This is a genomic window from Vibrio sp. 03_296 (genome assembly GCF_002265885.1).
Genome location: NZ_NPKW01000046.1, coordinates 136,920 through 149,573, shown reverse-complemented (window position 1 = coordinate 149,573; position 12,654 = coordinate 136,920). Strand labels below are relative to the sequence as shown.

11 protein-coding genes are annotated in these 12,654 nt (G+C 47.6%); 9 read left to right on the top strand and 2 right to left on the bottom strand.

Annotation, left to right across the window (positions count from 1 at the left end; all coding sequences use genetic code 11):
• The 5 genes from phnR to CIK04_RS04390 all read left to right on the top strand — a co-directional run bounded on the left by phnR (position 1) and on the right by CIK04_RS04390 (position 5,213).
• Positions 1–705, top strand: coding sequence for a phosphonate utilization transcriptional regulator PhnR (gene phnR / locus CIK04_RS04410; protein WP_011151851.1), 705 nt, complete (start codon positions 1–3; stop codon positions 703–705).
• A 119-nt stretch (positions 706–824) separates the two neighbouring features.
• Entirely contained in the window at positions 825–1,727 is a 903-nt protein-coding gene (locus CIK04_RS04405) for a DMT family transporter (protein ID WP_097352547.1), read from the top strand.
• Between the two features lie 142 nt (positions 1,728–1,869).
• Positions 1,870–3,318, top strand: a complete 1,449-nt coding sequence (locus CIK04_RS04400; RefSeq protein ID WP_176463284.1) for an FAD-dependent oxidoreductase — start codon at positions 1,870–1,872, stop codon at positions 3,316–3,318.
• Between the two features lie 116 nt (positions 3,319–3,434).
• Positions 3,435–4,313 (top strand): LysR substrate-binding domain-containing protein, encoded by an 879-nt coding sequence (locus CIK04_RS04395; protein WP_097352549.1) that lies wholly within the window; start codon positions 3,435–3,437, stop codon positions 4,311–4,313.
• A gap of 114 nt (positions 4,314–4,427) precedes the next feature.
• Positions 4,428–5,213, top strand: a complete 786-nt coding sequence (locus CIK04_RS04390) for a phosphotransferase enzyme family protein (RefSeq protein ID WP_097352550.1) — start codon at positions 4,428–4,430, stop codon at positions 5,211–5,213.
• An 89-nt stretch (positions 5,214–5,302) separates the two neighbouring features.
• Here CIK04_RS04390 and CIK04_RS04385 read toward each other — a convergent pair whose 3' ends face one another.
• Positions 5,303–6,787, bottom strand: a complete 1,485-nt coding sequence (locus CIK04_RS04385; protein WP_017422478.1) for a peptide MFS transporter — start codon at positions 6,785–6,787, stop codon at positions 5,303–5,305.
• A gap of 367 nt (positions 6,788–7,154) precedes the next feature.
• Positions 7,155–8,525 (bottom strand): L-serine ammonia-lyase, encoded by a 1,371-nt coding sequence (locus CIK04_RS04380; RefSeq protein ID WP_080527148.1) that lies wholly within the window; start codon positions 8,523–8,525, stop codon positions 7,155–7,157.
• Positions 8,526–8,709: 184 nt separating this feature from the next.
• On the opposite strand from CIK04_RS04380, the gene CIK04_RS04375 reads away from it, so the two are divergent.
• The 4 genes from CIK04_RS04375 to CIK04_RS04360 all read left to right on the top strand — a co-directional run bounded on the left by CIK04_RS04375 (position 8,710) and on the right by CIK04_RS04360 (position 12,621).
• Positions 8,710–9,567: a YdcF family protein gene (locus CIK04_RS04375; protein ID WP_097352551.1), complete on the top strand. Its 858-nt coding sequence runs from the start codon at positions 8,710–8,712 to the stop codon at positions 9,565–9,567.
• A 165-nt stretch (positions 9,568–9,732) separates the two neighbouring features.
• On the top strand, positions 9,733–10,665 hold the full coding sequence (locus CIK04_RS04370; protein WP_038964790.1) for an exopolyphosphatase: 933 nt from the start codon (positions 9,733–9,735) through the stop codon (positions 10,663–10,665).
• 85 nt (positions 10,666–10,750) lie between these two features.
• A complete protein-coding gene (locus CIK04_RS04365) occupies positions 10,751–11,269 on the top strand; it encodes an NUDIX hydrolase (protein ID WP_011151870.1) in 519 nt (172 codons plus the stop codon).
• Positions 11,270–11,457: 188 nt separating this feature from the next.
• Positions 11,458–12,621: a D-alanyl-D-alanine carboxypeptidase family protein gene (locus CIK04_RS04360; protein ID WP_176463283.1), complete on the top strand. Its 1,164-nt coding sequence runs from the start codon at positions 11,458–11,460 to the stop codon at positions 12,619–12,621.
• Positions 12,622–12,654 lie beyond the last annotated feature (33 nt).

Below are 12,654 nucleotides of genomic sequence, written 5' to 3'. Positions count from 1 at the left end.
GTGCAATACGTAAAAATTAAAGATTCGATTGTTGAACAGATTGAAGCGGGCATGTTAGCGCCAAGACAAAAGTTGCCAGCAGAGCGCAAATTGGCAGAGTCGTTTGATACCACACGAGTTACGCTACGCGAGGCGTTGTCTCTATTGGAAGCGGAAGGTCGAATCTATCGTGAAGACCGCCGCGGTTGGTTTATCTCGCCTGTACCGTTGCGTTACGACCCAACTCAAACACTGAATTTTACCAATATGGCGTTAGCGCAGAATCGAGTACCGAAAACACAACTGCTTGGCGCAAAAGCGATTTTAGCCAACAAAGTGGCGGCTCGCTTACTTAACCTTCAGCCATTTTCTGATGTGTTTCGAGTGGATCGTGTGCGTTATCTTGAAGACCGCCCTGTGGTGTACGTAACAAACTACGTTCGCCCTGAGTTGTTTCCCAATCTGTTAGACCACGATTTGTCGAACTCACTGACGGATATCTATCGTGAGCACTTTGGGGTCAGCTATCAAAAAACGCGCTACCGCATTTCCACCAGTACCTTGCTCGGAGAGATGGCACAGGCACTACGTGCAACTTCTGGGACGCCTGCAATGGTGGTGGAGCGCATTAACTACAATCAGCATGGCGAACTCATTGACTGCGATATTGAATACTGGCGTCACGATGCCATTTGTATCGAGTCTCTCGCAGAATTGGCAAGATGATCACGTGGTGAAATAAGCCAATTGAAGTCTGTTTCATATCCGAGTATTTTCCTAATCGATAAGCATTCTTCTATGCAGTGTTAAGGCTCCATCTGGAGCCTTTTCTATAAGGAACGCAGATGAATTCATTGGCGATAGTGTTAGTCATCATTTCAGCCGTTTTTCATGCAGGTTGGAATATCCTTGGTAAGAGCCATTCGGGTTCAGGCCCTACCTTTACTATGGTGGCCAGCTTGGCTGCCTCCCTATTGCTCACGCCTTATTTGATTTGGTACCTAAGCCAAGTTGCTTGGTCAGCGTTACCCGCAACGTTCTGGTGGCTGCTGATTATTAGCGGCATTTCACAAATGATCTATCTGGTTGGCCTCATCATCGCGTACAAACACGCTGACGTTGGTGTGGTGTATCCCATCGCGCGTTCACTGCCAGTCATGATGGTGGGTGGAGTAAGCCTAGTGTTGGGATACGAGCTTACTGCCCAACAATGGTTCGGTTTTATACTGATCACTTTAGGTTGCATGCTGGTGCCATTGACTCATTTTAACCAGATGAGACCAGCCTCTTACCTGAATGTTGGGGTTGCTTGGGCGCTGGTGGCAGCGTTGGGTACCGCAGGTTACTCGGTGATCGACAAAGAAGCGTTGGCGTTGGTCACGCAAACCGCGCACTCCGTTTTGGCGGATCAATACAGTGCTATTTTTTATCTTGGTATTCAGTTCTGGGCAATGGGGCTACCTATGTTGCTTTGGTGTTTAAAGTTCTCCAAGCGCACCGAATTTGACTATGCCTGGAATATCCGCTTGAGCGCAAGTTTGGCTGGGGTAATGATGGCATCGACTTATGGTTTGGTGCTGTTTGCGATGACCATGACTGATAACGTCAGTTTGGTGGTTGCTTTGCGCCAAGTCAGCATCGTGTTTGGTTTGCTGATGGGTATTCAATTTTTGGGTGAGAAATGGTACCTCACACGTGGGATTGGCGTTGCTTCTATCGTGGCTGGATTAGTGTTAACGCTTACCTAAACGCTCTTGGCTTAGGTGCCGAGTCAAGTTGCGTTTTTCAGTCATCGTTATCATTTCTTACGCTGTACAACAGTTTTTCTCGCTCGTGCCTTTGGCGAGTGTTTTGTAATTTATCGCTATGATTATTGCAAAGGAAAACCCCATGCGGAATGTTAATGCCACAGAACTTTCGGACTCATCTTCGAGCCATTCACACCCTTCTTTCTGGTTTAAACAAGCGATCGAACAGGAGCAACCTCCATCAGCAAAACCATTGCAGGGGCCGCTCGAGACGGACGTTTTGATTGTTGGTGGTGGCTACACGGGTTTGTGGACGGCCATCATGCTCAAAGAGCAGGCACCAGAAAAACAGATTACAGTCATTGAAAAGGGGCTATGTGGCAGCGGAGCCTCGGGCGCAAATGGTGGCTGTATGCTGACATGGTCAACCAAGTATCCGACGCTCAAGCGACTGTTTGGTGAAGCCCATGCCAAGTGGTTGGTTGAGCAATCGGAACAAGCCGTCTTAGACATTGAGGCATTTTGCCAACAACACCAAATTGACGCACAACTTTCGTCAAAGGGCGTTTATTACACCGCCACCAACTCGGCGCAGAAAGGCGCATTACAGCCTGTAGTCGCGGAGCTAGAGCGTTTGAATATCAACAGTTGGCGTCATTGTGAGCAACACGAACTCGCTACCCATAGCGGCTCGCCTCGTAATGTTGATGGTCACTATTCGGCGATCGCGGCGACTGTTCAACCGGCAATGTTAGCAAGAGGGCTGCGAAAAGTGGCCATTGAGATGGGCGTGCAGATCTATGAACACACACCAATGACAGCGTTAGCATATGGAGAACCAGCGAAAGTCACTACGCCTCAAGGGGAAATTTATGCACAGCAAGTGGTTCTTGCGCTGAATGCTTGGATGGTGGAACAGTTTCCGCAATTTAAGCGCAGTATCGTGGTGGTCTCGTCAGATATGGTGATTACCCAACCGCTTGCACCTGAAGCTTTCGCTGATGCTGGTTGGAAGGTAGGAAGCAGCGTGTTGGACTCGCGAATTTTTGTGCATTATTACCGCGATACGGTTGATGGCCGCTTAATGCTTGGAAAGGGGGGGAACCATTTTTCCTATAACAATGCGGTAGAGCCGATGTTCCAGCGTGCTACACGCTACCAAGATTTGCTACGTCGTTCCTTCGATAAGCTCTTTCCAAGCTTAAAAGGCGAAGAATTTGCTTACAGTTGGACAGGTGGTTCGGATCGTTCTGCCACGGGTTTCCCTTTTTTCGACCGCTTAGCAGGGCAAAGTAATGTTTTCTACGGTTTTGGTTATTCAGGCAATGGCGTGGCTCAAACGCGAATGGGGGGCAAGATTTTGTCCTCTCTGGTGTTGGGAATTGAGAACGAATGGAGCCAGTGCGGCTTGGCGAAAGGTCCGTTAGGGCAATTTCCACCAGAGCCGTTTCGTTGGTTGGGTGCCATGATGGTGCGCAATGCAGTGAGACGAAAAGAAGAGGCGGAAGACAACGAACAAACGCCTTGGATTTGGGATAAATGGCTGGCGAAGCTCGCTGGCCCTGCTGGCAAGGCGGACAAGCTTGAATAATATTACTGTCACTAACTGACGATAGGCTGCTCTTTACATTGTAAATTGGAAAACAAACACGCGGTTGTCTTCTTACTTGGGGCGCGTGTTTGGTTTCGCTCAAGTGAGAGTAATGAATGCAAAACCTACCACCACTGAATGCGCTGAAAGCGTTTGAAGCCGCTGCGCGATTGCAGAGTTTTACCAAGGCGGCGGAGGAGTTAAACGTCACCCGTGCTGCCGTGAGTCAGCAAGTGAAAGCGCTTGAATCTCAATTAGAGGCGGTTTTGTTTGAGCGGCACGGCGCGCAGTTGGTTCTCACTGAGGCGGCGAGAGATTATTTGCCCGTGGTTTCCAATCTTTTTCAGCAATTGGCGGTGACCACTGATCAATTGTTCAATCGTAGGCAAAATGGGCAATTGGTTTTACATGTGGCGCACAGTTTCTGTTTGCAATGGCTGTTACCACGTTTGGGCGATTTTCGACGTCGTTATCCACAATGGCCGCTAAAAATTTCCACAACATCAAATACTTTACCTGATAACAGCGCCACGGCAGATGTTGAGATCATCAATGGCTATGGTGATTGGCAATACGATCAAGTGACGAAATTAACAGAGGAAAACTGGATATTGGTCGCGAGCCCCGGCTTTCTGCAACTCAATCCGATAGCCACGTTAGACGATCTCATCAATGTGCCTCGCTTGGCGACCAGTGGGTATGTGGAAACCTGGCCACGCTGGTTTGACTACCATGAAATCTCCGCCGCCTGCGGCAAAATGGCTTTAGAGTTTGACCATTCGACACTCTCCATCGAAGCGGCAGTGCATCAACTGGGTGTACTGTTGGTGCGGGATTTGTTGGTGGATGACCACTTACGCCAAGGCAGCTTGGTTCAAGTGGGAGAGTGGTCTATGCCCAGTGCTGGCGCACATCATTTGATTGTACGAAACGTAGAAAAACCTCAAGTGGATGCATTTGTTCACTGGCTTACAGATTGTTGCAAAAATCGCTGAGAGGCGGCAGACAAATTACGCGTTTGCTCTTTTCGAATCAAAGGCATTCGTTGTTACTATCTCACCGATATTTTTCCGCTGTATGTGGTGCGGAACAAAAGCGGGAGGAGTGAAATGGAAGTACTTAATGGTGGCCGAGAAGGGGTCATTTTGCGACAAGGAAATCATGTCACTCGTCCGGCGAGCGCATCAACCGTGACAGTCCATCAACTGCTGCGGCATCTGCATCAGCATGGGTTTCATGCCTGCCCAGAGCCGTTGGATCTTGAGCAAGATCTTGAAACCGTTAGCTTTGTGCAAGGGGACTGCTATAACTACCCGTTAAGCGGCAAAATCACGTCAATCAACGCTCTCAAATCAGCGGCTCGCCTACTGAGAAACCTGCATGACGCATCACAATCATTTCTCAGTTTACATTCGCATGAGAACCTACACTGGATGCTGCCCGAGAGAGCGCCGATGGAGGTCATTTGTCATGGTGACTTTATGCCTTACAACGTGGTGCTTGAAGAAGATGTAGTGGTTGGCGTGTTTGATTTTGATACCGCGCACCCAGCACCAAGAATATGGGACATTGCCTTTGCGGTTTATGGCTGGGCACCGTTTAAAACCGATATCCATGATCAACTCGGCACCTTAGAAGAGCAAATTACCCGAGCGAGAATATTTTGTGATGCCTATGAGTGCAGCCGACTACAACGAGAGGAGTTGGTTGAAACCATGACGTTACGGCTGACCGTGCTGGTGGATTACATGCGAACTCAAGCCAGTGAAGGGAATGCACAGTTCGCAGAAAATATCGCACAAGGTCATCACTTGGCCTATCTGAATGACATCGATTATCTCAATAAATATCGCCATGCGATCACCCAAGGAGTGCTGCAAGGCCTCGCGAGATAAACGACTCAAACACGAAGAACGAACGAAGGCATCGTACGATCAAAAAGCCCGCAAAACGCGGGCTTGATTCGTTTAGAATGCGTCAGTGATTAACCTTGCACTTCAGCTTCTGCTAGCACTTCAGGCTGTTCGCTCTCTTTTGCTGCATCAAGCATCTTACGAATAATCCAAGAGGCAGCCAGCGCCACACCCACCATGACAACCGCCAATACGGTGAGCAATTGGAAGTAATCACCGTAGACCGTTTGCACGATCTCTTGCGTGATGGCTTGGCCTTTCTCTAGGGCGATAGAAGTAGAGAATACCGCGCCAACGATGCCACTGAGCGCAAGCGCCACAGAGAACAAGCTAACAGAGAAGTTCTCAATGTGTTTTGGTGCAACCGATAGGATAAACGCAACCACCATTGAGCCCACGATCACTTCAGCAATCGCTTGGAAGAAGTGAATCGCGAGGAAAATCTCTGGCAGGATGATCACATCTTCACTGATATTGATGACGGCGAAGGTCAGAATACCAAAGGCAATGGCGGTTAAAACAAATGCCAAAGCGATCTTTGTTGCGGTTGAGAGGAAGATATCGCGCTTCTCTAGCATTGCAAAGAAACCTGCCACGATAGGACCACCCACCATACACCACAATGGGTTCATCGCCATGGCCGCTTCTGGCTCAAGTGGAATGAAGCCAAAGAGGTCGCCTTTTAGCGTGTTGATCGCCACCATATTCATCGACGTCATCATCTGACCGTAGTAGACGAAGAAACATGTGGTCAGGAATGTCACGATTAAGATGGTGCCCATCTTTAACGACTCTGACTTGCTCACTTTAAACATCAAAGAGATAAAGTAGAGAATGGCTGCGCCGCCAATGGCGTAAACGATGTTTTGGCCAATCGCCATGTTTGAGAACATGAAGAACACCAACGCAATCATGGCTGCAGAAATCACAGCAAAGAAGACCCAGTTTTTTACACTCACGGACTGTCTATCCAGATCCGTTGCGACACCCACCAAGCCTTTGCGGAAAATAATCAAAGTGACCAGTGCCGCTGCCGCCATCACGGCTGAAATGACGAAACCGCCGTTAAAACCAATGACCAACACTAGCATTGGGAAGAGGTATTGACCTAAAAATGCCCCAACGTTGTTAACGGAATAGTTGATAGGGTAGCCCTTTTCAAAATCTTCTTGAGAGTTGAAAGTTCGCTTGTACAGGCTTGGGTAGGATGGCGACATCAAGCCACGGCCATAGCTGGCCAACGCGATACCGCACATTGAAAGGGGAACGTTACTGGCGGATGCGCCCAGCACCAACAGCACATAGCCAGAAGAAAACGCAAGGAATGCGATAGACAATGAGCGATATGCGCCTAAAAACTTATCCGCGATAAAGCCACCCGCAATCGCAAACAATGGACCGATGGCGGAGAATGCGCCGACGATCATCATTGTATCTGCTTCGTTGTAATTCAGATCCTCTAAGAAAAAGCGCGTTAAGCTAACGAGCACGCCGTAAAATGACAAGCCAAACATCATTTGGCAGAACATCATGGATTTATTGAGTTTATTCCACATAATTTATTGCTCACTGTTGGATTATTTGCAGTGGTTATGACTGGATTTATTGTAGATTAATGGTGTGTAATATTTTGAAACAATTGTCGCACAAAGTAAAAGTTTTGCACTACATTTTCTAATGACAAACGATTGCTTAACTAATGCATTGTTCTAAATCAAATGTGTTGATTGGGATAATATTCGCCAGATGAAACTAACGGTAGTTTTTTGTGAAATTTCACAAATGTATTGGTATTGGTAAGTAAAAGCGCACAGAAAAGAGGAAGAAGAGAGGGGCATTGAGGTTGCACACAAGCCAGACAAAGAAAGGGCAGCAGCGCTACCCTTTGTGATGTTTATTTAGTCAAATTGATGAAATGACAGGCTATTCACACGGAGGCGCCATGTGAATCAGAGCCAAACCGCCGAGCGAGGTTTCTCGATATTTTTTATTCATGTCTTTACCCGTTTGGTACATGGTCTCGATAACTTTATCTAATGAGATGAGGCACTTACTTGTGCGCTTTAAGGCCATGCGCGAAGCGTTTATCGCTTTCATTGCGCCCATCGCATTGCGTTCAATGCACGGCACTTGAACCAAGCCGCCAATCGGATCGCACGTCATGCCGAGTGAATGTTCCATCGCGATTTCTGCCGCAATGCAAATTTGCTCGTTGCTGCCACCCCGTAATGCGGTCAATCCCGCCGCCGCCATTGAGGAGGAAACACCAATTTCACCTTGGCAGCCCACTTCCGCTCCGGAGATAGAGGCATTGGTTTTGTATAAAATGCCAATTGCGCCAGACACGGCAAGGAAGTCTTTCAACTGCTTGGTATCGAGCTCTTTGATGAACTTGTGGTAGTACATTAACACCGCTGGAATCACACCTGCTGCGCCGTTGGTTGGGGAGGTGACCACTTGGCCACCGGCCGCGTTTTCTTCGCTGACGGCGAAGGCAAACAAGTTAATCCAATCCATGATTTCCATCGGATCGTTTTCAATCGCAGCATTGGCTTCGAGCTTTTTCAGCAAGTTGGGGGCACGGCGAGTGACACTCAAGCCACCTTCAAGTATGCCTTCGGTTTCAAAACCGCGCTTCATGCACAAGCTCATCACTTTCCAAATTTGCTCGGCTTTGGCATCGATGGTGTCCATATCGTGGAACGTCTGCTCGTTGCGCAGCACCATTCCTCCCAGGCTCAGCCCGTTCTTTTCCGCCATTTCTAGCATTTCATCGGCATTTCTAAAGGGGAAGTCCACCTTCACAGCCGATTCTTGTTTGCCATTTTTCAGTTCATCCTCGGTCGCAATAAAACCACCACCGATGGAGTAGTAGGTTTCGAAATGGATACGTTGATTGGCTTCGTCGAACGCACTGATGGTCATGCCATTCTCATGCAGAGGCAAGTTCTCGGTATGGAAGAGAATGTCACTGGCAAAGTCGAATTCAATAAAGCGCTCGCCACGTAGCGAGAGTTGCCCTTCGTGAATGGCTTGTCGCATCGCTTGATTGGCACTGCTAATACGGATGGTATCAGGGCGATTGCCTAACAGCCCTAAAATGACGGCGCGATCGGTGTGGTGGCCTTTTCCTGTTAGCGATAAAGAACCGTAGAGATCGACCTGAATTCGTTGCACTTTATCAAGATCATTTGCCAACAATTGCGTAAACTGATAACCCGCAATCATGGGACCATTGGTGTGAGAGCTTGAAGGGCCAACGCCAATCTTAAAAATATCAAAAATCGACAGCATAATGATTTCCTATCTGACAACCTGCTAGTAAGTATGGATGAAGCAGTGTGTTGTACCAGTTCATCTTGAGTATGTATGTTGAAATTTTGTTAATGAATCTTAGTGCGGTGAAAATAGCCTCAGCTTGAACAAAAGTACAGCAGAAGATGAGAGAGATGTGTTTAAAACGAGAGATCTGTAAATAATGGAAGAGAAACGTCTGGTCATCGTGCTGGGTAAAAGACTGTTTAAAAACGCGTTAACGCCAGAAGGTGTGAGCCGAGTGGACGCTTTGGTTGAGGCAATGGCTTCGGGGCAGATTGAGCCTGGGAGTCGTATTGCATTTTGTGGTGGCGTCACTCAGGGGCAGGCTCGCTCAGAAGCCAACGCCATGTTCGATTACTTCCAACAGTGTTGCCTTGCGAAAAACCTGACTTTTTCGGCTCAGAACATTTTGCTGGAAGAACGTTCGACCAGCACAGTAGAGAACATTTTTGAAGTGTCCCGTTTGCTGATTCAACGTGGTCAGTGTTCAGAGGGCAGCGTTTTGAAAGTCACTTTCGTTTCCAATGATTACCATCTCAAGCGTATCTTTGAAATCCAACAATTAATGGACGAACAAGGGCTATTGCGCGTGTTGCGTGAGCGATGTGCTCAACACGGTGTGCACCTTGACATCCACCATGATCTGGAGGCGCATGTGAGCGTCCCGTACCCAAATGTCGGCGGTGAAGCACAACTGTTTTTGTTGATTGATGAGCTCACCACCTATCGCGTGTATCTGGAAGGGGTGGCGCGCGGCGTGTTTCAACGGCCATTAAAAGAGGTGCGCCGTATTCCCTACCAAAAAGCCCAAGATGCATTAAGCGCCATTCGTTCCGTGCTGGCACAAAATACGGATTGGTCTCCTTATTATCACGATTTTGCGCAGCTTCAGCAGTGGATAGAAGAGAGCGATATTGAGCAAGAGGCGGCAACGATTTCTCAGATTGCTCGTTGTTTTAACCGCACCTTAGTAGGGCTAAATCGTCGTTTCGATCCGGAACAGGCTTTAAGGGACTGATGAACCTTATTGAGTAATTTGGAAGTTAGCGCACGCTCGACTACGCTTAGAAGAGTTTCAAGTGGTGAAGCTCCGATTTTTACCATTGATATTAACAGGTTTGTTGCGTCACTTTTCGCTCTGCGGTTATCGTATCGCAACCCATCATTGGCAAAGGAAATGTAAATGTCACAACAAAAATTCCGTTTGGTAACCCGCAGTGATTTTGACGGCTTGGTTTGTGCTGTTTTATTAAAACAACAAGATTTGATTGATGAGATAAAATTTGTCCATCCCAAAGATATGCAAGACGGCCTGATTGATATTACGGAAAACGATATTGTTACCAACTTGCCTTATGTCGCAGAAGCACACTTAGTGTTCGACCACCATCTCTCTGAAACCATCCGTAATCGTGGTCGCCATGAGAACCATATTATCAACCCTAATGCCCCATCTGCCGCACGAGTGGTGTGGGATTACTATGGTGGCACTTCGGTGTTCCCCGTTGAATGGATTGAAATGATGGAAGCGGTAGACAAAGGTGATTCTGCTCAGTTTAGTCGCGATGACGTTTTGGACTCAAAAGGGTGGAATTTACTCAATTTTCTGATGGATGCACGTACTGGTTTGGGGCGTTTCAGAGAGTTTCGCATTTCCAACTATAACTTGATGATGGACTTGATTGATTACTGTAAGAATCACACCATCGAGCAAATTCTCGACTTGCCAGACGTCAAAGAGCGCATTGATTTATATCGCGAACACGAAATTAAGTTTAAAGAGCAGATTCAACGTTGTGCCACGGTGCATAAGAATTTGGTGCTGTTGGATCTCACCAACGAAGAGACCATTTACGCAGGCAACCGCTTCATCATTTATGCCCTGTTTCCTGACTGCAATATTTCAATCCATAAAATGTGGGGTTTTCAAAAGCAAAACGTGGTTTTCGCAACGGGCAAATCGATTTTCGATCGAGGCTCTAAAACCAACGTGGGCGAATTGATGTTGAAATATGGCGGTGGTGGGCACCAAGCGGCAGGTACCTGTCAGATCAACCTTGAAGACGCAGAGCGTGTCCAAGCTGAACTGATTGAGCAGATAAATCGGGACGGTTAAAGACCAATAGCCTCGCATTCGCGAGGCTTTTTTTGTTAGTATGCCGCCAAATTAATTTTGGACTTCAGCACAGCGCGTTTTTCTCATGAGACATCTGAAAACAACGATTCACCCTGATATCGAACATCTAGACGAAAAAATCATTTTCCAACGCAGCGCCGCGCGCGCCATTTGTGTCGATGGTGAAGATATTTTATTGCTCTACACCGAGCGCTACCACGATTACACCATTCCTGGTGGTGGCATCGATGAAGGAGAGGATGTGATCGCCGGGTTGGTTCGCGAACTTGAAGAAGAAACTGGCGCAAAGAACATCCACAACATCAAACCATTTGGTATCTATGAAGAGTTTCGTCCTTGGTACAAAGGGGAAGCAAACGTGATGCACATGCATTCTTACTGCTACACCTGCAAGATTGACCGAGAGTTAGGCGAAACGCGCTTTGAGGAATACGAAGTGAAAAATGGCATGAAGCCACTTTGGGTCAATATCCATCAAGCGATAGCACACAATGAGCAGACCATGGCGGAAAGCCCCAAAAAAGGCATGAGCATAGAGCGCGAAACTTTCCTGCTGCGTCTCATCGCCAAAGAGTTGCTGTAACGACGATAAAATATTGAGAACAATAGATTTGAACTATGAATTTGTTCACTTCTTTTCACCAGTTAATGGATTTTTCAGACAAATTGAGACATTTTTCGAAGAAACGTAACCATTAGTAACAGAGAGGCTGTAAGCAAAATTCCCTTGAATATACTCGAGAAAGTCTTATTTAACGGATGGCTGCTTTCATGAAATCTATTGTTTCTCTTACTTCCGCTTTGTGTGCCAGCGTTATGGCATTTTCCGCTCATGCCGCGCCGACCGTCATTCCCGATCCTCCCGCTTTGGGGGCCAAAGGCTATGTGCTGATGGACTACCATTCAGGGGAGGTCTTGGTCGCCAAAAATGCCGATACCCAGTTAAATCCTGCCAGTTTAACCAAGTTGATGACGGCGTATGTGGCGGGACAAGAAATGAATCGCGGCAACATTCGCTTTTCAGATCAAGTGGTGATCAGCCGCAACGCATGGGCAAAAAACTTCCCAGACTCTTCGAAAATGTTTATCGAAGTGGGTACTTCTGTGAGTTTAGAAGACCTTTACCGAGGTCTGATCATCCAGTCGGGCAATGACGCGAGTGTCGCCATCGCCGAGCATGTGGCCGGTAGCCAAGATGCGTTTGTCAGTTTGATGAACTCGTGGGCCGACAAGCTTGGTTTACAAAACTCCGCCTTCACCAACCCTCATGGTTTGGACAGCACGGGTCTCTACTCAACACCACGTGACATTGCCAAGTTAGGGCAGGCGATCATTCGTGATTTGCCTAGCGTTTACCCGATGTACAGTGAAACCTCGTTTACCTACAACGGCATTACGCAATACAACCGCAACGGTTTGTTGCGAGACCGAAGTATTGCTGTGGATGGCATGAAAACGGGCTTCACCAGTGGTGCGGGTTACAGTTTGGCGACCTCTGCCACCAGTGGCAACATGCGCTTAATTTCGGTGGTGATGGGGTCCAACAGCACTTCAAGCCGTGAAGCGGAGAGCAAACAACTGCTGAGCTACGGTTTCCGCTTCTTCGATACGGTTTCCCCAACGAAAGCGAATCAGCCGCTGGCAGACACTCGAATTTGGATGGGAGAGAAGAATCAGTTAAGCGTTGGTCTTAAAGAGGACATTTTCCTTACTTTACCCAAAGGGGATACCAAAAAGCTTCAAGCCGAGCTGATTTATCTGCCGGACTTATCTGCCCCAATCTTGCGTGATCAGGTGGTTGGTCAGGTGGTTTATAAAGTGGAAGATAACGTGGTGAAGGAGGTCGACCTTGTGGCGTTAGAATCCGTCGAGCAAGGTGGGCTGTTTAAACGCATTACCGATTGGTTTAAGCGTTGGTTGAGCAATCTGTTCTAATCTTGTCGCAAACGACAAAAGCCGTGAAAGGTG